The sequence below is a fragment of the Aminicella lysinilytica genome (assembly GCF_004362975.1).
GTDB classification, from domain to species: Bacteria; Bacillota; Clostridia; order Peptostreptococcales; family Anaerovoracaceae; genus Aminicella; species Aminicella lysinilytica.
The window spans coordinates 38,639-61,054 of the sequence record NZ_SNXO01000001.1 but is presented as its reverse complement, the minus strand read 5'-3'; the positions used below and the strand labels follow the sequence as shown (position 1 = coordinate 61,054).

The 22,416-nt window shown below is 48.8% G+C and carries 18 protein-coding genes; 3 read left to right on the top strand and 15 right to left on the bottom strand.

All coding sequences use genetic code 11. The features are described from left to right. Window positions 1–12 precede the first annotated feature (12 nt). The 11 genes from EV211_RS00255 to EV211_RS00205 all read right to left on the bottom strand — a co-directional run bounded on the left by EV211_RS00255 (window position 13) and on the right by EV211_RS00205 (window position 10,706). Complete coding sequence (locus tag EV211_RS00255; protein ID WP_133527425.1) at window positions 13–1,389, bottom strand: MATE family efflux transporter; 1,377 nt, start codon at window positions 1,387–1,389, stop codon at window positions 13–15. Continuing rightward, entirely contained in the window at window positions 1,379–2,476 is a 1,098-nt protein-coding gene (locus EV211_RS00250) for a glycosyltransferase family 4 protein (protein WP_133527424.1), read from the bottom strand. The genes EV211_RS00255 and EV211_RS00250 overlap by 11 nt, the downstream gene beginning before the upstream one ends. A 19-nt stretch (window positions 2,477–2,495) precedes the next feature. After that, complete coding sequence (locus tag EV211_RS00245) at window positions 2,496–2,960, bottom strand: deoxycytidylate deaminase (RefSeq protein ID WP_133527423.1); 465 nt, start codon at window positions 2,958–2,960, stop codon at window positions 2,496–2,498. A 25-nt stretch (window positions 2,961–2,985) separates the two neighbouring features. Continuing rightward, window positions 2,986–3,753 (bottom strand): tRNA pseudouridine(38-40) synthase TruA, encoded by a 768-nt coding sequence (gene truA, locus EV211_RS00240; RefSeq protein ID WP_133527422.1) that lies wholly within the window; start codon window positions 3,751–3,753, stop codon window positions 2,986–2,988. 1 nt (window position 3,754) lies between these two features. Continuing rightward, the gene (yhbY, locus tag EV211_RS00235) at window positions 3,755–4,054 is read right to left on the bottom strand and encodes a ribosome assembly RNA-binding protein YhbY (RefSeq protein ID WP_133527421.1); all 300 of its coding nucleotides are present in this window, start codon (window positions 4,052–4,054) and stop codon (window positions 3,755–3,757) included. Between the two features lie 161 nt (window positions 4,055–4,215). Further along, window positions 4,216–5,598 carry an LVIVD repeat-containing protein gene (locus EV211_RS00230; protein ID WP_133527420.1) on the bottom strand — a complete coding sequence of 461 codons (1,383 nt, stop codon included), beginning with the start codon at window positions 5,596–5,598 and terminating at the stop codon, window positions 4,216–4,218. Window positions 5,599–5,612: 14 nt separating this feature from the next. Further along, window positions 5,613–6,491: an acetyl-CoA hydrolase gene (locus tag EV211_RS00225; RefSeq protein ID WP_243108515.1), complete on the bottom strand. Its 879-nt coding sequence runs from the start codon at window positions 6,489–6,491 to the stop codon at window positions 5,613–5,615. Window positions 6,492–6,563: 72 nt separating this feature from the next. Continuing rightward, window positions 6,564–7,499, bottom strand: coding sequence for a flavodoxin family protein (locus EV211_RS00220; RefSeq protein ID WP_133527419.1), 936 nt, complete (start codon window positions 7,497–7,499; stop codon window positions 6,564–6,566). A gap of 94 nt (window positions 7,500–7,593) precedes the next feature. Continuing rightward, window positions 7,594–8,925, bottom strand: coding sequence for an MFS transporter (locus EV211_RS00215; RefSeq protein WP_133527418.1), 1,332 nt, complete (start codon window positions 8,923–8,925; stop codon window positions 7,594–7,596). Between the two features lie 148 nt (window positions 8,926–9,073). Then, window positions 9,074–9,967 (bottom strand): LysR family transcriptional regulator, encoded by an 894-nt coding sequence (locus tag EV211_RS00210; protein ID WP_166635311.1) that lies wholly within the window; start codon window positions 9,965–9,967, stop codon window positions 9,074–9,076. 19 nt (window positions 9,968–9,986) lie between these two features. Continuing rightward, window positions 9,987–10,706, bottom strand: coding sequence for a prepilin peptidase (locus EV211_RS00205; RefSeq protein WP_133527416.1), 720 nt, complete (start codon window positions 10,704–10,706; stop codon window positions 9,987–9,989). 225 nt (window positions 10,707–10,931) lie between these two features. Here EV211_RS00205 and EV211_RS00200 point away from each other — a divergent pair, with 225 nt between their 5' ends. Further along, window positions 10,932–12,350 (top strand): aspartate-alanine antiporter-like transporter, encoded by a 1,419-nt coding sequence (locus EV211_RS00200; RefSeq protein ID WP_243108514.1) that lies wholly within the window; start codon window positions 10,932–10,934, stop codon window positions 12,348–12,350. An 88-nt stretch (window positions 12,351–12,438) separates the two neighbouring features. Here the strand turns inward: EV211_RS00200 and EV211_RS00195 are convergent, their stop codons facing one another. From EV211_RS00195 to EV211_RS00180, 4 genes are all read right to left on the bottom strand, one after another. Beyond that, the gene (locus tag EV211_RS00195; protein WP_133527415.1) at window positions 12,439–13,839 is read right to left on the bottom strand and encodes a sodium-dependent transporter; all 1,401 of its coding nucleotides are present in this window, start codon (window positions 13,837–13,839) and stop codon (window positions 12,439–12,441) included. A 531-nt stretch (window positions 13,840–14,370) separates the two neighbouring features. Next, complete coding sequence (locus EV211_RS00190; protein WP_133527414.1) at window positions 14,371–16,017, bottom strand: glutamine--tRNA ligase/YqeY domain fusion protein; 1,647 nt, start codon at window positions 16,015–16,017, stop codon at window positions 14,371–14,373. 82 nt (window positions 16,018–16,099) lie between these two features. After that, window positions 16,100–16,675 (bottom strand): ANTAR domain-containing response regulator, encoded by a 576-nt coding sequence (locus EV211_RS00185; RefSeq protein ID WP_133527413.1) that lies wholly within the window; start codon window positions 16,673–16,675, stop codon window positions 16,100–16,102. 55 nt (window positions 16,676–16,730) lie between these two features. After that, a complete protein-coding gene (locus tag EV211_RS00180; RefSeq protein ID WP_330564442.1) occupies window positions 16,731–17,930 on the bottom strand; it encodes a glutamine synthetase family protein in 1,200 nt (399 codons plus the stop codon). A 236-nt stretch (window positions 17,931–18,166) separates the two neighbouring features. Here EV211_RS00180 and EV211_RS00175 point away from each other — a divergent pair, with 236 nt between their 5' ends. Beyond that, a complete protein-coding gene (locus EV211_RS00175; RefSeq protein WP_133527411.1) occupies window positions 18,167–20,254 on the top strand; it encodes a glutamine synthetase III family protein in 2,088 nt (695 codons plus the stop codon). Between the two features lie 15 nt (window positions 20,255–20,269). After that, window positions 20,270–21,850 carry an asparagine synthase B gene (asnB, locus tag EV211_RS00170; protein WP_133527410.1) on the top strand — a complete coding sequence of 527 codons (1,581 nt, stop codon included), beginning with the start codon at window positions 20,270–20,272 and terminating at the stop codon, window positions 21,848–21,850. Window positions 21,851–22,416 lie beyond the last annotated feature (566 nt).

Here is a 22,416-nt window from a genome sequence, read left to right as displayed (position 1 = left end):
TGCCCACTGATCTTACAGTCCGGTTATGACCGTATTCATCCATTTCTTAGATTTGAATCTATGATAGAGTATGATGCTCTCCACCAGGTCGTTGCCTCTGACGCAGAGGACAGCCATATAAATCGGCAGATGCCACCACAGTGATGCGGCGAAGGCCAGGGGCACGGCCACTGACCAGATGCATCCCACTTCGGTGAACATGGCGTATCGGGTGTCTCCGCCTCCTCGCAGAACACCGGTGATATTGATCCCGGCGAAGAGATTCAGGCCCATAGTCAGGCCATAGACTACCAGTATCCTGAAAGCGTAGATCTTGCCCAGAGCAGTCAGAGCAAAGAGGTTTACCAGGGGCCACGCCGCCGCAATTACTACGAGACCGCACAGGACGCCGAACAAAGTGCCGATCTTCAGCATCTTCTTGGCCAGAGCGTAAGCATAGTCTTTTTTCCCCTCACCCAGTTTGGCGCCGACCAGGATCAGCGTGGCGTCGCCGACGCTGAAGGCCGCAAATGAAAAAATGTTATTGATGGTAGCCGCCGCCTGATAGGACGCATAGGCCGTAGTACCTATCCTGGCAAAGGCCGCCACATACATAGAAGTGCCGATGCTCCAGAAGAGCTCGTTTCCTGTGGTAGGCAGAGCGTTCTTAACAACTCTGACTATGAGTTCTCTGTCCCATCCCAGGAAATCCTTCAGCTTTCCGTCCAGGCCGTAATTACCTCTGTTGGCCACTATCATACTGATGACCATCTCTGCGCATCTGGCGATGCAGGTTGCCAGAGCCGCGCCGCTGATGCCCATAGCCGGAGCGCCGAATTTGCCGAAAATGAAAACATAATTCAGAAAGGTATTAGTGCTGAAAACCACTGCGCTTATGATCATAGGCACCTTGGTCTGCTGTGTGGATTTGAAAGCAGTCTCCAGCGGTGCTGACACAGCCAGGAAGAAATATGTCACAGTGCCTATTTTGACGTAGGGTCTGGCCATGGCGATTATGACCGAATCATCAGTATATATATGAAGTATCTGATCAGTAAAGAAAAATGACACTATGAAGAACAGTGTGCCGATGCAGAGGGCCACCGCCATATCGAATCCCAGGACCTTCCTTATATTCTTCTTATCGCCGTTTCCGTAAAACTGAGCCATGAATGTGGCAGTGCCGCTGTTGAATCCAAATAAAAAAAGATAGTGTATGAAGTACACCTGGGTGGCTATGCCTACGGCTGCCAGCTCGGCTTCTCCAAGGAACCCTACCATTAAGTTATCAACTAAACCGAGGGTGGCTGAAACCACCCCCTGGATCGCTATCGGTATTGCAATTTTCACCAGTTTATCAAGCAACGTTCTGTTGTCGATGGTCACTGTGTTCTGATTGTTAATGCCCATCCTTCTTTTCTTTCTTCTCTTCCTTCTCGATATTGACTGCCTTTATCTGTGGCATCTTGTGGTTCGGATCTGTCAGGAAAACATAGAGGTAAATTGCCGCTATTCCCACCAGTACGAAGGAGTCCTTATATAATTCTCTGCTTACCAGTACAGCCGCCATTCCCATAATAGCACTTATGCCGTAGAGCATGAGCACCGCTCGCCGCTGGCCATAACCCGAGGCCATGAGATGATGATGAAGATGGCCTTTGTCCGCCTCCATGATTGGCCGCTTGTTGACCATCCTCCGCACTATAGCGAAGAACGTATCGAAAATCGGCACGCCCAGTACCAGTACCGGTATAACTACCGCAATCAACGTTGATTTCTTCAATGGCCCCACTACGGACAATGCCGCTATCATAAAGCCCAGGAACAGGGAGCCACTGTCTCCCATAAATATCTTGGCGGGGTAGAAGTTGTATGGCAGGAAACCCATGGCTCCGCCGGCAACTGCCATCATAGCCGCGCAGACTATGAGAAGTCCGTATTTATCCCCGTGAATGTAGGCAACATAAGCCACACTGAGGCAGGCTATAGTCGCAATGCCTGCAGCCAGTCCGTCCAATCCGTCTACAAGGTTAATGGTATTGGTGATCCCAACGATCCAAAGCACCGTCACGATGAAGCAGACTACGGCTCCGAATCTCCAGAGACCCGGTCCGAAGTAGTTATCGATGAATTCAATACGCAGTCCCATGTAATACATGAGTATGGCTATCAGTACCTCGCAGAAAAACTTCAGTTTAGCATTCAGGTTTTTCAGGTCATCTACGACTCCAAGGCTATATATGAGCACGCTGCCGACTATGACGGCCATGATCTTCTCGTTGCCGTGAAGGAACACCAGAAGGGATACGGTGACGCCCACAAATATGGCCAGTCCGCCGAATCTCGGCATTGGCTTCTTATGCATCCTCCGTTCGTCTTTGGGTATGTCCATAGCGCCTATTTTCGGAGCCAGTCTGATAGCAAAAGGCGTCGTCGCCAGTGCTACAAAAAAGGCTACAAAAAAGGAGCCGAATATGATCAATTTGGTTATTTCCATATATAATCCTCTATTTCGATTATTTCTTAAGTTCTACAACTTTAAGGCCGGCCTCGTCCAGGATCTTGACCGCCAGCTCATCAGGATATCCGTCTCTTACGACTATCCTCTTGATTCCTGCGTTGATTATCATCTTGGCGCAGATAACGCAAGGCTGATTGGTAATGTAGATGTCGCCGTCTTCAATGCTCTGGCCAAGGGTCGCAGCCTGAATAATGGCGTTCTGCTCAGCGTGTAAAGCTCTGCACAGCTCGTGCCTCTCACCGGAAGGTATATTCATCTCTTCCCGCAGGCATCCGCCGATCTCGCTGCAGTGGGCAACCCCTCTCGGAGCTCCGTTATAGCCTGTTGCGATTATATGCCGGTCTTTCACGATCACTGCCCCCACGTGTCTCCTCAGACAAGTGGAACGCTTAGCTGTAAGTTCTGCCATTCCCATGAAATATTCATCCCAGGAAGGTCTGTCGTCAACTTTATGAGCCATCTGCATCTCTCCTTCACCTTAAAAGTTAATAATATACTTCAACCAGATAGAGTCCCTGAGGCGGCGCCGTATGGCCTGCCGTCCCCCTGTCGTGACTATCCAGTATGTTTATCATCTGTTCCGGGGCTATCTTCCCCCGTCCAACTTCTACCAGAGTGCCTGTGATTATTCTTACCATATTATACAGAAAACCGTCTCCGGCGATCTCTATGGATATGTCTCTGGCGCCCGGCTCTCCCTCCTGAAAAATATCAAGGGAAGTCACTGTGCGCACTGTAGTCTCTCTCGGCGTTCCGCCGGCAGCCTGAAAGCAAGCAAAATCATGCTCGCCGATTATGTATGACGCGGCCGTACGCATAGCATCCATGTCAAGAGTTTCCGACACCTGATACCTGTAGTTGCGCAAAAATACAGCCATATTCTCTTCATTTCTGATCATATACCTGTATTTCTTTCCCTTGGCATCGAAGCGGGCATGAAAGCCGGAAGGCACCTGCCTGGATTCAATGATCCGCAGATCCCCCTCCCTGTCAGTGCCGGACAGAAGTCCGTTGACAGCTATGGGTATCCTGTCAGCTGGGATCCCGAAGTCACCCGAAAAGGTTGCCCTTTGTCCCAGGGCGTGTACCCCGGCGTCGGTCCTGCTTACGCCGTCTATAGTAATGGGCGTAGCGCAGACCCGGCTCAGAGCTTCTTCAAGAACGCCCTGAACTGTCCTAACCTCCGGTTGTCTCTGCCAGCCGTGAAAGCCGGTCCCGTCGTATTCGATTGTCAGCAGAATATTTCTCTCCATATTACTGAGGTAATTCTATCGTTCTCTTGCTCTTATCCTTGCACTGTCTGTAAAGGACGAATTTCTTGCCTATGGCCTGAACGAATTCGGCCTGAAGTCTATTTGAAAGTTCCTCGCATACGTCCTTCGGTTTCAGGTTAGATCCATCCTGGATCTTGACCTTGATCAATTCGTGCGCTGCCAGGTACTTGTCTATGGAATCAACTACGTTGGAAGTCAATCCCAGTTTGCCTATACTTGCCATAGGCTCAAGTTCCTGAGCGATACCTTTCAGATAGCTCCTTTGCTTGCCTGTTATCATATGTCAGCACTATCTCCTTTCCTGAATATACATATCAGTATTATAACAAAATATCGGTTCCATTACCATAGAAATCGAAAATTACATACGATTTATGATGCAGGCACAGCAAAAGACTGCCATCTGAAGACAGCAGCCTTTCGTCTAATAAGTTATTGAATCTATTTGTCTTCTTTCATTCTCAGAATGTAGAATCCGTCGTCCAGCGCGTCGATGATTATGTTGCCGCGATCGTCGACTATGACGTCCTCTGTGACTGCGTTACGCGGTCCAGGGAAGCCTGGGAAGTAGGATTCTTTCGGATCCTGTGTAGGATTCGGCGGAATGAAGTATGCGATCTCCCTCGGTCTGAACTCGTCGGATACGTCGTATATTCTGAGTCCCGCATGGAAGTAGCAGCAGTAGACCCTATCTCCACGCTGCTCCAGCCATGGTTTCCCGTCCATAGGCTCGTGGAGGTTATGAGGCCCGAAAGGTCCCGGAACGTCCATCTGCATATAGTTGAAGTTCTTATAAGGGAAGTCCTCAGGAACTTCAGGATACGGGAATTCAGCTATGAGCGTAGGCCTGGTCGGGTCGCTGACGTCGACCATGTGAATATTGTTCAAAGCCTGCGGGTGCTGGATTTTTCCAGGTCCGAAGAACTGGAATCTCTCGCCTTCGTTCTGGCAAACCACCAGATCTCTGCCCGGCAAAGGTAATGCTGTGTGGAGTCTCGCGCCTGCCAGCTCGCTGGAGAATGTCGGCATGAACCTTAAGTTGCCGAGGCATTTAGGCCTGGTCATGTCCGACACGTCCAGGACGTATAAACCGTCGCCACAATAGCCAAGGTAGGCTTTGTCGCCGCGAACAAAAGGAGGGCCGTGCATCCATCCTTTGTCCATGAAGTTTGGCACGTGGCCGGCCGCATGGTCAAAGGTTCTGCCAGGATATCCGTCAGCGTACTGCTCAGGAGACCACCATCTGCCGATCTCCTTCGGGTGCATCACGTCCTCTATATCGATGATCCTGTAGATCATGCCCTCGAAAGGCATGCACTCGCAGGATAGATGAACGTATCTGCCGCCGTTGTACATGAATCTGTGGACTCCGATAGAATGTGGGACTCCACAGTCCCAATAGCTGAGGAATTTTGGATGTAATGGATCTTCCTTCAGACTGTATATCCTTATGCCTACTTCGCATTTGACATCTGACAGGTCTTTCTTGCCTGTTAAGGTCTCCGGACCTGAACCGGCTGTCATTGCGCAGATCAGCAGATCGTCTGCTATCTGTACCTTCGGAGTTTCTGTGGTAGGATACTCCTCCGGATCCACAAGCTGCATATATCTTATGAATTCAGGATTTTCCGGATCAGTTACATCGCTGATCATTACTCCTTTCTGGGTGCCGCCGAAGCAGGCTCCGTACAGGAGGTACTTTCCTTCTTTAGTTTTATACAGGGCCATCTGGAACATGCCGCAATTGCCGTCCATTTTGCTATAACCCAGGACTTCAAGGTTTTTGATGTAACCCTTGTTCCCCTCTTTAAACTCTACTGCCATAACTCGTCCTCTCCTTACCTCATGGTGATATAGCCATGATAACTAGTTATATTGTCTGCTCTCGCTATATCCGAAAGGAATACGCTGGAGATACCGAAGCTCTGTGTGAGGTAAGGGAAATCTTCAGTTTCTGCCCATGACGGCTTCTTGACTTTCTTGGATACTTCCTTGATAGTGTTGACCCATGATGTCTGGCACTGGAACCACATCTCGCAGACTCTGTCGAATTCGCAGTTATTGGCTTCCTGTATGACCCTGCTGGATACTATTCTGTTGACCTCTTCAGCATCCTGGAATGCCGGGATGAACTCCTCGTGGAACCACTTCTCGCCTTCCTCTTCATGGCCTTCAGGGTACTTGATGACGAACTGCCATCTGTAGTTAGGTCCGTCCTCGACTGTTCTGCCTTCGCCCTTGAAATCCTCTTCCCACCATACCGGTATGAAAGCGAATATGAAAGGAACTGTTCCCTTGGAAGCATCGCCCTTGGTCGACCTTGCATCGTCTCCCTCGATGTTTTCCACTTCATCTTTCGGCGCCATATTATTAGGGTCGAAATCGTCAGGGATATTGTTCTGCCATTTCAATACGTCTGTAGGGAAGAACTCCGTAAGAGCCTTGTGATGGTTGAACTTAGGGTTGTTAGGATTAACAAGCCAGTAATGCTCAGTCATCTGCATCCTTACAGTTCCGAAGCGCTCGCCGCCCGGAGGTACCGGTAATGCCGGATAAAAGGCATACTTGGTAACATAAGGTCCGAACTGTGAAATGCTGTCTGGAATGTGATACCTGTACAGCCAGTTCTCCAACTTGATTCTGTAATCTTCTTTTGCCAGGTCAACAAAGATCAAACTCCTCATTGGCTCAAAAGGCAACATAGTTCTGTCGCTCATTTGTAATCTCCTCTTTTTCTTCTGCAAGCCTATTCAGCTCCGCGCAGGCCGCACGGCCTTCCACGAGAAAGCCTAGTCAGGTTTTGTTGCTGAAATAAAGTCGATGTAAGCCTGCTTCTTACGCTTGAATTCATCGGTCTTCTTCAGCTCCATCAGCTTGCCTTCGTTCTCTTTGATATCGTCTACATGCATGAACTTGCCGGACAGCAGATCGTGTGCTCTCGCCTCGGTCTCCGGATCGAAGTGGAAGGATACCTTCCCGCCGTCGACTTTGACTTCGCCAACGAGTCCGCAGGCGCAACAAGTCGCCTTGGTAGCATCGTCGCTCAGATAGAAGTTTCTGCAATGGCAGTGAGGGCAGATCCCCGGATCTCCGACCCACTTGGCCGCCTCATAATCCTTGGCAGCATTGGCCAGCTCCACGCCTATCTGGTGGCTTCTGTTAACTTTATCCTCGTCCATTACTATGCACTTGGACCATGAAAATACTTCTGTGTCGATGACCTTCCATGCAGGCGTAAGTGCCTGATTGAAGAAATCGCACTGTATCCTGGTGGACCAATCCGATCCGCCAACTCCGATGTAAGCCACGACCTTGTCCTTCAGCATTCTCTGATCAGGAAGTTTGCCTCCCGTTTCCTCAGCGATCTTGCTGCCGACTATGATCATAGCCTTGTCGTTTCTCGGGCCCATTCTGTCAGTTATAGTCCTGAACAGTCCGGATGCGCCCTTCTCAAAGATCGGAACAGACCAGACGATCGCGTCTGCATCCATCATCTTATCTCTGAGCCATTCAAAGTCATCTTTAATGATGCAAGCTCCGCCCTTGCCGCTCATAAGGCTCATTACACAGGCTGTGCAACCTGTGCAGTGCTCCAGATGAAGATCGTTCAGATTAATGAACTGGATCTCATCAGCTCCGGCTTCCCTGGCTCCCATGAGAGCCTCCTTGCACATAGCGTCGTTGTTTCCGTTTTTTGAACCAGCGGAAATTCCTAATACCTTCATTTTTGATACTCCTCTTTATACTATTGATTATACTATTTCTATTCTCTTAGTGCTAATATCCTTTTAATTATGTATACTATTAACATTTGTTAACTTATTGATTATCAGCTGCTCCTGATAGGCCAGCTTCTTCGGCTTCAAAATCTTCCTCATCGCGGCCAAGCTTGCTGTCAGATGTCATTGCCATTACGGCCATTCCTGCAGCTACCAGAACTCCAAGCACTACATAAGCCACTGCGTATGATGCTGTATTTCCTATGATACCGACGATGGCGACTCCGCAGGCGCCAAGGGCTGCAACCATTGGCTTAAGCACTTTATAGGCCATAGGAAAATCGTAACGACCCCAGACTGTATTCGTGAAGGAAACCAGATAGTTGGAAGCGCCGCCAAGCATCATTGCCAGGAACGGAAGTGATGCGTACTGTGTCGCTCTCATCGGGATCAGGTTAAGGATCAAAGCGATGATTGCCAGAGTCTGGGTTATCAGCACTGCCTTTTTGGTGCCAACGTGAGCGTCAAGCTGTCCGCAAGCATAACTTCCGAGGCATGCGAGAGCTCCCGCTATGCCAAGCATCTTGAGAATTTCCGGTTGTTGATATCCTGCCTGAAGGAATCTTGGAAGGAAATTTGTCATTACTCCAAGAGAATACAGCTCCATTACACCAAGGGAAAATGCTATTGCCCATACTCTTTTATTCTTCAGAAGCTTAGCCGGTTTCCAGATAGAAGTCTTCATGTACTCCAGTCCAAGTCTGAGTTCCTTATCTGCTTCTTCCTTGGAATATGACTTGTCGTTATCAGGGTATGCTCCGGCCTGTTCCGGGTAATCTCTGATAAAGATAAATGCGATAACAGCGAATACTGCTGCAATTATACCATAAACAGTATAAACGTGAGGCAGTCCGCCTGCTGCCATCATTTTACCTACCGCAACTGATGTTACTGCTGCCGACAGAGGGAAACCGATGGTTACCCATCCCATGGCGATTCCCTTTTTCTTAGGGAACCAGTTAGAAATAACATTCAGGTTTGCGATATAGCAGAAGGCCATGCCGCCAACTGTAGATACTGCAAGGCAGATAAAGTAAACTACTATGCTGTCAGTCCTGCCCCAGAAGAAGCAAGCAACAGCCGTAATTGCCAGGGAAAAGCCCCAGACAAATCTGATGTTTGTTTTGTTAGAAAGATAGCCCCAGAGTACAGCTCCTGCAACCGATATGAAGGAGCATATGGATGAGAATGCATACAGTGAATTCTGACTCCATCCGTGGGTTCCTGAAAAAGCGCTGATGACTACATTCAGCGAGTCGTTGATCAGGGAACTGTCAAGGACTATGCAAAGGAATGAGAAGATGATGACGAACCATCCTTTCGCGCCGAAGTTGCTCTTACCGGCTTTAACGTCGTGTTTCTGATTGCTCATAATGATACCTCCAAAATCATAATAAGGTCAATGTAGATAATATTTCAAATAACAAATATTCTGATAAAACAAAAATACCACGCAAGGTGGTATTTGTGAAATATTTATCTATTATGTTATCATAACCTGAGGTTATTAAAACTATGCTCTATCGCTCGTTACGGTAGAGATTTTCGTACATCTGATGATAAAAAGTTATGACAGGGTTGTAATTGTCCTTCAGCCAGGCGGCTACCAGTTTCACCTTCCCAAGCTCTCTGCACTTGAAGAATTTCACGTTGGGGCTCCTGTTGATCATGACGTCATCGGTGCACAGACAAATGCCCTTGCCCATTTCCACCATAAGATTCTTATGATTCAGATCAGGCGCATAGATTTCTAAAGGCGCGAATCCCTCCATCATGCACTGCTCTCTGAATCTATCGTACACTGTGAATATTTCCCTCTCGTCAGGGACTATTATCTTCTGCCCCTCGAGGTCCCTGATATGCAGGGTTTTCTCTGCTGCCAGGGGATTTTCCTTAGGCACGCAGAAACCCATATCCAATACAGCCACCTCTTCCCAGGTGGCGTCACTGATGAGTCCCGCTTCCTCCTCATAGGTTACGATCATATCGGCCGTGCCATCTTCCAGCCAGGTCCGCAGATCTCTGTAGCCGCCGGATATCTTCTCGATTTCTATGCCCGGATACTCATCATCGATTTTATTCAGAACCGCCTTAACGTCATAGTTGAATATCTGCCCGAATCGCAGACCGATGACCATATGCCCCTCTTCACCGGCCTCGGCCATACGGGCTTTCTCAAGTATGCCGTCGGTGATTTTCACAGCCTTCTGCAGTTCGCAGAGCATGACAGCCCCGGCAGGAGTCAGGCGCACAGAGCTTTTTTTGTCCCTGTAAAAGAGCCGCATGCCACAGTCTGCTTCCAGTGACGCGATGTTCTTCGACAGGGCCGGCTGGGAAATAAACATCCGCTCCGCCGCCTTGGTAAAGTTCAGGCACTTGGCCGCCTCCATGAAGCACTGAGTTTTCATATCCATAAACATAAAACGCCTCCCGCTACAGCGTCAGCCATAGCTCCAGCCTTCCCCACAGGAAGACCAGATATATGATCGTGGCCAGGGTCGCATAAGGAACCATAGGCCGCGAATCCGTTCTTTTAGCTTTTTTGCGCAAAAGGAGCCATATGAAATGCCCCGCGCTGAATATCGTCGTCATGACGAAGATAGCCAGTATGCCATAGACTCCCGTCAGGAGCCCGAGGCTGGCGAAGAGCTTGATATCGCCACCGCCTACGGCGTCCTTTTTGTACATGAGTTTGCCAAGGAGGCCCATGAATCCCATGACGCCGAAGCCGATGAGAGCGCCGAAAACGCAGTCCTTCCAACTGCCGTGATAGGCGATGAAGCCCAGGGCCGACACTGCCAGCAGGATCACCAGCTGGTCCGGCACTATGCCGTACTTGATGTCGCCAATGGACATTTCCACCATGAGCCATATGGCCAGCAGGGCCGCAATGGCAAAGCGCCAGTCGTTGACGACCATATACACGCCGATGGCAACAAAAAACATCGTGAAGACGAACTTCCAGGGGTTACTTTTGATTCGCTGGGTGTATGGGTCGCGAAGTTCCGCCGATGGCGTCTCGCCGTAGTCGCAGAACCACTTGGCGGGCATTTTGTTAAAGAAATATACTGCGCCGTTGCCCAGCAATATGCCGGCGAGTATGGCTCCCAGGCATTTCATCAGTGTAATTATGTATGGCGTGTAATCTGTCAAATCGATCTCCTCTCGTGGCTTTTACATATTTTACCATGAATGTCCGCCCAGTACAAGCAGTAATTGTTTTACCCTGCTAAAGTGTTGAAATTCAGCCAATTAAAGCAAGTCAGCAATGTACAAAAATAGAACAATTATACCGAATTTAACTTCCCATGAGCCCGGCTTTTTCGTATATAATTAATTGTAAGAATTATTAAATTATTGATTGAGTTGGAGGACAAAATGAGTTTTATACAATTTGACTTCTGGAGCCTGCTGCTGAATCCTTTCATCCTCATGTTCGTGACTATCGCTCTCGGACTGTTGTTTGGCAAGATCAAGTTCGGCAAGTTCAGTTTCGGCGCGTCGGGTGCGCTGTTCGTCGGTCTCGTTATCGGCTGGGCAGTTTACAAGTACGCGGATCAGGTCTACAAGGCCGGTGATGACGGTTCGGCAGTCTATAAAGTAGCTACCAACATTTTCGTCAATAACAACGGCAATGTAGTCAGCGATTATTTCTTCTCGGCCTCCCTGGTATTCTTTATTTCGGCCTTAGGTTTACTGGCCGCGAAGGATCTGGGAGTTGTTATCAAAAAATACGGTGCCAAGTTCGTCGTACTGGGCATACTTATAACCTTTGTCGGCGCAGGCGTTACATACGGTGCCACATTCATCGTGAAAGGCAGCAACGCCTATGCTGTGGCAGGCATCTACACTGGCGCGCTCACCAGCTCGCCGGGACTGGGCGCAGCCCTGGAATCATCGGAATCCCACGCCAATGAAGTAGCCACAGACTACTCAAATCTGAAAGAATCAGAGAAAGTCGCCGCCATTAAAATGATCAACTTAGGCGACAAATACAAACTAAGTACTAAGAACGTTCCTGCCAAGATCACCAAGGATCAGCAGAACGAATATGTTAAGAACGCCGTGGCGCAAGTCGGAATGGGCCATGCGGTCAGTTATCCATTCGGCGTAATAGTCGTCATACTGGCCATGAACTTCTTCAACATGGTATTTAAGTTCGATGTTGCTGAAGAGAAACGACAATATTATATAGAAATGGAGAAGGCATCCCAGAACCTGAAAGTCCGGCAAGTCAAACAAGTGCCTTTCAATATCATGGGCTACTCCATAGTATGCGTAGCCGGTTATCTCCTTGGAAGTATCAATATTTACATGGGTCCTCTGGGTTATGTAAATCTGGGAGCCACAGGCGGAGTGCTCATAGCGTCACTGCTCCTTGGCTATATAGGAGATATAGGACCTCTTCACTTCCGTATGGATCCTAAGATCCTGTCGGAGATCAGAGAGCTGGGCCTGGTGTTCTTCCTAGCTATCGTAGGTCTGAATTACGGATATGGCGCCATCAACGCATGTATTTCTTCAGTTTCCGGATTGATAGTAGCTGTTCTGGGATTCGTCATCGGAGCTATTGCTATACTGGTTGGCTTCATCGTTGGACGCTATGTCTTCAAGATCAACTGGGTAATGCTGTCCGGTGCTCTCTGCGGAGGCATGACATCCACTCCGGGTCTTGGCGCAGCTACTGAAGCCCTAGGCTGTGACGAGCCTGGCGCAGGATATGGAGCAACTTATCCATTCGCCTTGTTCGGCATGATACTGTTTACCATTCTGACCTTCAAGTTACCGATGGTCTGATAAATCAGGATAATAATTATCAACGTAAAAAGACTGGCGCGAGGTTTCCCAAGGGCCAGTCTTTTATTTATGTTTGTGCAATTACTTGCTAGAACCATCCCAGTCCGAAGAATGAATCGATCTGTCCAGCCAGAACCAGTACCATTATTACTGGCACTATGAATTTGATGCAGAAGTGGAAATACTTCTCTATCTTGAATCCGCCAGCATCCAGTGATATCTCGTCATCTGTGTATCCCGGTCTGATCCAGCCGAATATTATCGACATGATCAATGCGCCAAGTGGCATCAGTATGCCCTCGGAAACCAGATCGAAGGTATCGAGCCAGCAGCCCTGACCGAATATCTGTATGAATCCATTGGAGCCAAGTCCGTCTAATGATACGAACACTGCTTCGGCAGCTACTATAGCTCCCATGATCCATGTGATCGCTGTTCTGTTAATTGTCTTTCCCTTTTCCATGCGTTTGTCCATGACAACTGCGCATACGGTTTCCAACAGAGAAATCGATGATGTGATAGCAGCAATGAATACAAGCGCATACAGCAGGAATCCGAATATAGGACCTGCAGAACCCATAGCCTGGAATACGGTCTGAAGAGTTACGAACAGAAGTCCAGGACCGCCTGCCGGATCTAAGCCTGCTGCGAAAACAGCCGGCATTACAGCCAGACCTGCCATTATAGCAATAGTTGTGTCTGCCATAGGAACGATTATGGCGTTTCTTTCCAGGTTTTCATCTTTTCTCATATATGATCCGTAAGTGATCATAATGCCCATGCCCAGTGACAAGGAGAAGAACATCTGACCGCCAGCTGAAGCCAGGACGCTGATCCAACCCGTTCCCTTGAATACTTCGAAATTAGGCTTGAACATGAAGCTCAGTCCTGCTCCGGCGCCATCCAGAGTCACACTTCTGATGATAACAATCAAAAGCATAAAGAAGAGAGCCGGCATGGCAAATTTGGAGAACTTTTCTATTCCCCCTGAAACGCCACCCTTAACAATAAGTATTGTCAGGAGCACAAATATAAGCGACATCACTGATGTCTGGATCTGGTCTCCATAGAAAGTCGAAAAATATGTGGCGCTCTCTGCCCCGTTAACGCCCCAGCTGGCATTAAACAGGTCGCCCAGATTAGCGATAGCGTACTTGATGCAATATCCGCCCAGCATAGAATAGAATCCCAGTATCAGCATCGGCGATATCCAGCCGAACCAACCTACAAAGGAGTACTTTTTGCTGATCGATTCATAGGCGCCTACTACTCCCATACCAGACTTACGTCCTAAGGACAACTCTGCCAGCGTAACTACTACGCCAACGAACGCTACCAGTACCAGATAAATTATAAGAAATGCAAATCCTCCGTTGTTTCCCATCTTATACGGGAATCCCCACAGGTTGCCCAATCCAACTGCCGAACCTACGGCCGCCATAAGGAATCCGAAATTACTTCCCCACTGGCCCTTACTCTGCTGTTCCATTAACTACCTCCTCAATAATAAGCAATATATTATAAATTGCTATGTATCAATAAGTATACCTACATGTTTTCACGGTGTCAATGGAGCTTTCTCACGATTTGTTAAATTGTTGCGCTACACAACTTTATGGACAATTCAGCCGATATTTAGTGTGCATGCCACTAATAATGCGTCACCACGACAAATCGATAAATTACTTGCTTATAGTCGGATGAGTTTATTAATCATTTTTTTCTTCACACAACCATCACTTTTCATTTTTTCTACTTTTAAGCACTGTTTTCCGCATCCAGTAGAAAAATCTGAGTTTTATATTGTCAACCTGACAAAACTTAATCAGAAAAGTACCCTAATTTCTACTTTTCAACATGTTTCTTTGTTTCTAGTAGAAAAAAGAGAGCACCACATTGCAGCAATGGCTGTATGTAGTGCTTCTGTCTATAACTTTTTCTACTTCTCAAGTATTTTGACCCGCAAAAGTAGAACTTTTAGTTCCTGTATATCTGAAAGCCCAAGTTCTTCGAAACATATCTACTTCTTCGGTTTCCAGGAGCTCTTCAGGTCAACGATCCTGTTGAAGACCTTCTCTGTGTCTGTCGTCAGCTCACTGTCGGCAATGTAATAGCCGTGGCGGAAGAACTGGAAACGTTCTCCCGGCTTCGCTTCTGCCAAAGACGGCTCAGCGTAGCCCCAGGTGTCCACTACAGAATCCGGATTCAGTACCTGATTTCCATTCTCGTCATCGATCATCAGGTAATTGTAGTTCCTGATCCTGATCTTGATTGCCGTGGCGGCGTCTACGAAATGTATGGTTCCCTTGACCTTGCGGCCCTCGAACCCTTCACCGCTCTTGGTGGCAGGGTCGTAAGTGCAGTGCAGTTCCTTAATAGAACCATCATCGTTCTTCACAACTGACTCGCACTTGACGAAGTAAGCCCCCTTGACGCGGACCTCGTTGCCCGGGAACAGGCGGAAATACTTCTTTACAGGCTCTTCCATAAAGTCAGCTCCGTCTACATATATCTCTCTGGAGAAAGGCACCTTGCGGCTGCCCATCTCCGGTACGTTTCTGTTATTCTCGATCTCGACCATTTCCGACTGTCCCTCAGGATAGTTGGTAATGACCACTTTGATCGGATCCTCGACTACGTTTCTGCTCTCAACACGATTCTGCAGATCCGTCCTGACGCAGTGCTCCAGCATGGCCACCTCGATGGTGCTGTTGGATTTAGCCACTCCGATCTCCTCGCAGAACTCGCGGATAGCCTCCGGCGTATAACCGCGTCTGCGAAGGCCGGCGATTGTCGGCATCCTCGGATCGTCCCAGCCGTCAACAACGCCGTCATCGACAAGGCCCTTAAGCAGCCTTTTGCTCATGACCGTGTTAGTCAGGTTCAGCCTGGCGAATTCTATCTGCTTAGGCGGGTGCGGCCAGAAGCCGACCTCGTTCAAAACCCACTCGTACAAAGGTCTGTGGTCTTCGAATTCCAATGTGCAGATGGAATGGGTTATGCCCTCGATAGCGTCCTCAATAGGGTGCGCAAAGTCGTACATAGGGTAAATGCACCATTTGTTACCTGTGTTATGGTGCTCGATGTGGGCTATTCTGTAGATGATAGGGTCGCGCAGATTGATGTTAGGCGATGCCATATCGATTTTAGCCCTGAGCACTCTCTCGCCGTCAGCGAACTTTCCTGCCCGCATGTCCTCGAACAAAGAGAGATTCTCTTCAACGCTCTGGTTCCTGCAGTGGCTTTCTTTGCCCGGCTCTTTCAATGTGCCGCGGTATTCGCGCATCTGCTCCGGCGTCAGATCATCAACATAAGCCTTGCCCTTATTGATGAGCTCAATAGCCGCCTTGTACATGGTGTCGAAGTAATTGGAAGCCCAAAGCCTCTTCTCCCATGTGAATCCCAGCCACTTAACATCTTCCTCGATGGAGTCTACGTATTCTACGTCCTCCTTGACCGGATTAGTGTCATCATATCTGAGATTGCACTTGCCGCCATATTTCTGCGCTGTACTGAAGTTCAAGCAGATGGACTTGGCGTGGCCTATATGCAGATATCCGTTTGGCTCCGGCGGGAATCTGGTGTATACCTTGCCCCCGTAGGTGCCCTCCTCGATATCTTTGTCTATAATGTTGTGGATAAAGTTGTTTGAATTGTTCTCACTCATGGTTTTCCTCCGAAAATTATTAACGCTAACAGTATACCACAAAATCCCCGGCAATGCCATAAATAGTCACAGTTGCGGTAGTTTACGAATCATATGTTTTGATTATGCCCTGGGCAATTACGCTCTTGCTGACGCAGTCGTCCATGGCCGATTTCTCAATATATCTGTGAGCCTCTTCCTCGCTCATTTTCAGCCTGTCTATGAGGAGCCACTTAGCCCGGTTGACCAGGCTGATTTCCTTCATCTTGGTCTCCACGGTAACGGCTCTCGCTTCAAGAGACCTGAGTTTGCTTCGCATGACCTTCAGAATCTTGATTGATTGTATAAGTTCCGGCCGCGACACGGGCTTGGCCAGGACAACGACTCCGGCAGGCTCCACCTTAGAGGCCACCTGATCTGAAATGTCTCTGTTAACAAAAATAAGCACGCTGATATTCCGCTCGGCCAGGTCAAGGGCCAGCTGCGTCCCGAAGTCATCGGGCAGGGGGGAGTTTATAATGGCCAGGTCTACCATACTGTCGGCCACAAGCTTTCTGGCAGTCCCGGCGGTGGATACTGCCACAGTTCTGGTGAAACCATCAGATGACAAAATAGGGGAAATGGATTTCTCCGTCTTTTCCCCGGCAGATACTATCATTGCGTAGTATCTCTCTGCCATGTCAGTTTCTCCTCTCTGTATAGGCCGGGCAGTTGCAACCGTCCGGCGCGTCAACCTATATCTGCTCTACCAGTTCTGCCGGCAGGACTTCCCTTACAATGGCGCTGGACTTGGCCAGCTGCCTTGCTTCCTCCAGAGTCTCCGGCAATTTTCCAAGGCCGCGGGTATCCGCTTCCTCAGCCCTGTAAAGATTAGTATTTGAAGGTTCGCAGGCCGCAAGTTCTCTTTCTATACCGTCTATGCCCGCGTAAATCAGCAGAGCGTAGGCAATATACGGATTAGCCGCAGGATCCGGCGACCTTAGCTCGATGCGGCGGTTTTCTGGAGCTGCAGCCGGTATCCTTATGAGCTGCGATCTGTTCTCAGGCGACCAGGTCACGAACTTAGGTGCCTTAAACTCTCCAAGCCGTGCGTAAGAGCTTTCCAGAGGATCTAGAAAATATGTGATTTCCCTGATATGCTCCATGATCCCGGCCATGAACTGCTCCTGCACATCACGCCCGTCATCAGAACTGACAGACATATTGATATGCATGCCGTTGCCGCTCTTGCCATCCAGAGGCCTCGGCGAAAAATCAGCTGCCGCCCCATTGGCCATGGCGATCATCTTCACTACATTCTTGAAGGCAGTGGCGTTATCTGCAGCCGAAAGGGGATCGGAAAACTTGAAGTCGATTTCCTGCTGGCCCGGTCCCTCTTCATGATGGGATGCCTCGGGTCTGATGCCCATTTCGTCCAGGTTGATGCAGATTTCTCTTCTGATATTCTCGCCTCTGTCCGCCGGAGCTATATCGAAATATCCGGCGCTGTCATAAGGGGAAATAGTAGGATTTCCGTCATCGTCCGTCTTGAAAAGATAGAATTCAAACTCCGCGCCGAAGAAACACTTAATACCTTCTGCGGCGGCGGCCTCCACTGCGTCTGCGAGTATACGCCTGCCATCCAGGGCAAAGGGCGACCCGTCCGGGTGTCTGATGTCGCAGAACATGCGCACCACTCTGCCTTCGGTCGGCCTCCATGGCAAAGTCACCAGGGTCTGGGGATCCGGGAACAAAAATAAGTCTGATTTTGTTTCTGCGCCGAAGCCCTCTATAGCCGAGGCATCGAAGGAAATGCCGCTTTCAAAGGCCCGCTTAAGTTCTCCCGGCATTATGGCGATATTCTTCTGTACCCCTTTGACATCGCAGAATGCAAGCCTTATGAATCTTACATCTTCTTCCTCTACGAATGTCATTATATCTTCGTAAGAATACATGATCTCTCTCCTTTTTCAAAAAAATAATTTAGGGATATTTTATTCCTGATTTATAAATTTGTCAATATAAACAAACTTTTTTATAAAATACTGTTGACAAATACCAAATATCGTTGTAGAATGGGCACATCCTAGAAATAAGAAAAAGTAAAGTAAAAAGCAACGGCAACGGCGTCGTATGGAATCCTCCTTATGCGCCGTTGTTTTTTATATTTTTGGAAAGGAAGTTAAGTAATATGATAGCAGAATTGTTCGGGTCCATGGTATTCAACGACACTGTCATGAGAGACAGGCTGCCTAAGGAGACCTACAGGCAGGTGCAGCGCACCATCAAGAACGGAAAGAAACTTGATCCGGCAGCCGCCAATATTGTGGCCAACGCCATGAAGGACTGGGCTGTAGAAAAGGGTGCTACACATTTCACCCACTGGTTCCAGCCAATGACCGGCATCACAGCCGAAAAGCATGATAGTTTCATCGAACCGGCCGGCGACGGCAAGGTCATCATGGAATTCTCCGGCAAAGAGCTGGTGCAGGGAGAACCCGACGCATCCAGTTTTCCATCAGGAGGCCTGCGCGCCACCTTTGAGGCCAGAGGCTATACGGCCTGGGATCCGTCATCCTACGCATTTATAAAAGAGGACGTCCTTTGCATACCGACTGCTTTTTGTTCCTACAGCGGCGAAGCCCTGGACAAGAAAACACCCCTGCTTCGCTCCATGGAGGCCATCAACAGACAGGCCCTGAGAGTTTTGAAGCTTTTCGGCAACGAGGAGGTCACATCGGTCCGGACCACCGTCGGCCCCGAGCAGGAATATTTCCTCATAGATAAAGACATTTACGATCAGAGAAAAGATCTGATATATACAGGCCGCACTTTGTTCGGCGCCAAACCGCCTAAGGGTCAGGAGCTGGAGGATCATTACTTCGGCGTCATCAAGCCTCAGGTGCAGGCCTTCATGAAGGAGCTCCACGAGGAATGCTGGAAGCTGGGTATACTGGCCAAGACTGAGCATAATGAAGTTGCTCCGTCACAGCACGAGCTGGCTCCAATATTCACTACGACGAATATCGCCGTGGATCACAATCAGCTTACTATGGAACTCATGCAGAAAATCGCCAAGAAGCACGGCATGGTCTGTCTCCTCCATGAGAAACCTTTCGCAGGAGTCAACGGCAGCGGCAAGCATAACAACTGGTCCCTGTCCACAAACACCGGCGTGAATCTGCTGGAGCCCGGCGATACGCCTTACGAAAACGCCCAGTTCCTGCTTTTCCTCAGTGCTATCATTAAGGCTGTAGACGAGTATCAGGATCTGCTGAGGATCTCCGTGGCCTCCGCCGGCAACGACCACAGGCTGGGTGCCAATGAAGCTCCGCCGGCCATCGTGTCAATCTTCATCGGCGAAGAACTGGAGGGCATACTGAGAGCCATTGAAACGGAGACGCCGTACGGCAGCAAGGAAAAGGAGCTTATGAAAATAGGCGTTCATATTCTGCCGAAGTTCCCTAAGGACACTACGGACAGAAACAGGACATCGCCTTTCGCCTTTACGGGAAATCGATTTGAATTCAGGATGCTGGGTTCGTCCCTGTCACTGTCGGGGCCTAACGTGGTGCTGAACACCATAGTCGCCGAGGAACTTGGCCAGTTTGCAGACAGCCTGGAGGGAGTTTCAGACTTCCAGGAAGCATTGGACGAACTTATCAAGAAGACCATCAGAGACCACAAGCGTATCCTCTTCAATGGAAACGGTTACGATGAAAACTGGATCAAGGAGGCTGAAGGCCGTGGGCTGCTTAATCTCAAGTCCACGCCTGAATGTCTGCCGTACTTCCTTCATGAAAAAAATGTAGATGTGTTTACAAAGCAGAAAGTCCTCAGTAGAGCGGAAATGGAATCCCGCTACGAGATCCTCATGGAAGGCTACTGCAAGGTAATAAATATAGAGGCCCTGACTATGATAGAAATGGGCAGAAAGGAAATGCTTCCGGCCGTCAGCCTCTTCTCACGGGAACTGGCAGACACCATAACCTCGAAGCATAAGGTCTCCCCGGATATCTGCTGCATATATGAGGAAGAACTCCTCACCAAAGTATCAGCCCTGCTGAAATCGGCCTACAAGAAGGTAGGCATTCTGGAAGACGCAGTAATGAACGCCAAGGAGATAACTGATGTAACGGAGCTGGGCAAATATTACCATGATAAGGTATTTATATCTATGTCGGAGCTGCGTGTAGTCATCGACGAATTAGAAACCATCACAGCCAAAACTTACTGGCCATACCCTTCGTACGGTCATCTGCTGTTTGGCATCAGATAATTGGAGGTAGCGCAAATGTGTTCAATAATGGGATATGCCGGAGACGCCCTGAGTCCTGAGGATTTCAAAGGCGGCTTCGACGAAACGATTTCACGGGGTCCGGATATGTCTCGGACCGTTGCATTAAACCCGGGTATGCTTGGCTTTCATCGGCTGGCTATTATGGGTCTGACGGAAGCAGGCATGCAACCTTTTTCTCTCCTGAATAATCACATAGTATGCAACGGTGAGATCTACGGATTCCGCGGGTTTCGTTCTCAGCTGGAACAAAAGGGATACACTTTTCGAAGTGATTCTGACTGCGAAGTGCTGTTACCTTTGTACAAAGAGTATGGCACGGACATGTTTCAGATGCTCGACGCGGAGTTCGCGTTGATCATTTACGACGGGGACCGCGGTTCGCTTGTTGCGGCCAGAGACCCTATCGGCATACGCCCGTTGTACTATGGATACGACAGCGCCGGCTCGATAATTTTCGCCTCGGAGGCCAAGAATCTGGTCGGCCTGGCGAAGAAGATCATGCCATTTCCTCCGTGTCATTACTATGCAGACGGTCAGTTCCACTGCTATCGTGACATGACAGAGGTCACATCATTCCGTAACGATAAACTTGATGTGATCTGCGAAAACATACACGATAAGCTGGTGGCCGGAATCGAAAAGCGGCTGGACGCCGATGCTCCTCTCGGCTTCCTTTTGTCCGGCGGACTCGATTCCTCTCTGGTCTGCGCAGTATCGGCCAAGCTGCTCCGCAAGCCTATAGAAACTTTTGCTATAGGCATGTCGGAGGATGCTATAGACCTTAAATACGCTAAAGAAGTTGCAAATTACATTGGCAGCAATCATCACGAGGTAATAATCACTCGTCAGGATGTGCTGGCTGCTCTGCCTGAAGTAGTTCATCTGCTGGGCACCTATGATATCACTACCATCAGAGCCTCTATTGGTATGTATCTGGTGTGCAGATGGATACATGAGCATACAGACATCCGGGTACTCCTCACCGGCGAGATCTCTGATGAATTGTTTGGCTATAAATATACAGATTTCGCACCTGATCCTGAGAGTTTTCAGGAGGAATCGGCCAAGAGGATCCGTGAGCTTCACATGTACGATGTTCTCCGGGCCGACAGGTGCATCTCAGTCAATTCTCTGGAGGCCCGTGTGCCTTTCGGGGATCTGGACTTCGTGGACTATGTCATGAGCATAGACCCAAAACTTAAGATGAATACCTATGGCAAAGGTAAGTATCTGCTAAGGCGCGCTTTCAAGGGTGATTACCTTCCTACCTCTATCCTTATGCGCGAGAAGGCAGCTTTCAGCGATGCTGTAGGTCATTCTATGGTGGATCATCTGAAGGAATACGCGGAAGAGTATTTCTCTGACACCGAGTACGCCTTTTACAGAGAGCAGTATTCCTCTCCAAAACCTTTTACAAAAGAATCTTTACTTTACCGTATGCTCTTTGAAAGGTATTACCCGGGTCAGGCTCAGATGGTTACCGGCTACTGGATGCCGAACAAAAGGTGGCGCGGCTGTAATGTTTCTGACCCGTCAGCGCGGGTACTGGCTAACTACGGCGCCAGCGGAATATGAGACAGAAGGGGCGAAGGCTTTCACTAGTCCTCGCCCCTTCCGCCCTGGTTGCTTGGTTTATTACTGATAACTTATTGCTATTATGGTAGGTCCCCATAATGGTATGTACCCATAATCCTAGACACGTTGTCCGCACCTTTTATCTGCTATTTGGTTCTATACGTGCGACTCGCACGTATAGCCTCTTATTAAGGGATCAAGGTGCGTTAAGGTGGGTTCCAAATATGGTTTCCGCACTTATCAGTGATTCTCAGAGCATGGAGGTGCGGATATTGGTGTTCCAACGATTTACTGCGCACTTATTAGCCATTTCAGAAGACAAAGAGTGCATTTCCTCTCCCCAGTTCCTTCCATTTATTTCTATTTATACCAATCAATCCTAGCGCTGCGCACCTTGGCCTCTTAGATTCAGTCAATAAGTGCGGATTTGGTTTACAATAAATAAAAATACGCACCATCATCTTGGATATTTGACCAATACGTGCGCGGAGCCCAAATGCAACTGCTTCAATGGGACTGGAGACCTGGCTTTCGCCCCTTCCGCCTTGGTTGCTTAGTTTCTTACT

What these genes read in the sequence shown, in the direction of transcription:
- EV211_RS00255 (WP_133527425.1), bottom strand. Translation starts at nt 1,389, where the DNA reads ATGGGCATTAACAATCAGAACACAGTGACCATCGACAACAGAACGTTG.
- EV211_RS00250 (WP_133527424.1), bottom strand. Translation starts at nt 2,476, where the DNA reads ATGGAAATAACCAAATTGATCATATTCGGCTCCTTTTTTGTAGCCTTT.
- EV211_RS00245 (WP_133527423.1), bottom strand. Translation starts at nt 2,960, where the DNA reads ATGGCTCATAAAGTTGACGACAGACCTTCCTGGGATGAATATTTCATG.
- truA (WP_133527422.1), bottom strand. Translation starts at nt 3,753, where the DNA reads ATGGAGAGAAATATTCTGCTGACAATCGAATACGACGGGACCGGCTTT.
- yhbY (WP_133527421.1), bottom strand. Translation starts at nt 4,054, where the DNA reads ATGATAACAGGCAAGCAAAGGAGCTATCTGAAAGGTATCGCTCAGGAA.
- EV211_RS00230 (WP_133527420.1), bottom strand. Translation starts at nt 5,598, where the DNA reads ATGGCAGTAGAGTTTAAAGAGGGGAACAAGGGTTACATCAAAAACCTT.
- EV211_RS00225 (WP_243108515.1), bottom strand. Translation starts at nt 6,491, where the DNA reads ATGAGCGACAGAACTATGTTGCCTTTTGAGCCAATGAGGAGTTTGATC.
- EV211_RS00220 (WP_133527419.1), bottom strand. Translation starts at nt 7,499, where the DNA reads ATGAAGGTATTAGGAATTTCCGCTGGTTCAAAAAACGGAAACAACGAC.
- EV211_RS00215 (WP_133527418.1), bottom strand. Translation starts at nt 8,925, where the DNA reads ATGAGCAATCAGAAACACGACGTTAAAGCCGGTAAGAGCAACTTCGGC.
- EV211_RS00210 (WP_166635311.1), bottom strand. Translation starts at nt 9,967, where the DNA reads ATGGATATGAAAACTCAGTGCTTCATGGAGGCGGCCAAGTGCCTGAAC.
- EV211_RS00200 (WP_243108514.1), top strand. Translation starts at nt 10,932, where the DNA reads ATGAGTTTTATACAATTTGACTTCTGGAGCCTGCTGCTGAATCCTTTC.
- EV211_RS00195 (WP_133527415.1), bottom strand. Translation starts at nt 13,839, where the DNA reads ATGGAACAGCAGAGTAAGGGCCAGTGGGGAAGTAATTTCGGATTCCTT.
- EV211_RS00190 (WP_133527414.1), bottom strand. Translation starts at nt 16,017, where the DNA reads ATGAGTGAGAACAATTCAAACAACTTTATCCACAACATTATAGACAAA.
- EV211_RS00185 (WP_133527413.1), bottom strand. Translation starts at nt 16,675, where the DNA reads ATGGCAGAGAGATACTACGCAATGATAGTATCTGCCGGGGAAAAGACG.
- EV211_RS00180 (WP_330564442.1), bottom strand. Translation starts at nt 17,930, where the DNA reads ATGTATTCTTACGAAGATATAATGACATTCGTAGAGGAAGAAGATGTA.
- EV211_RS00175 (WP_133527411.1), top strand. Translation starts at nt 18,167, where the DNA reads ATGATAGCAGAATTGTTCGGGTCCATGGTATTCAACGACACTGTCATG.
- asnB (WP_133527410.1), top strand. Translation starts at nt 20,270, where the DNA reads ATGTGTTCAATAATGGGATATGCCGGAGACGCCCTGAGTCCTGAGGAT.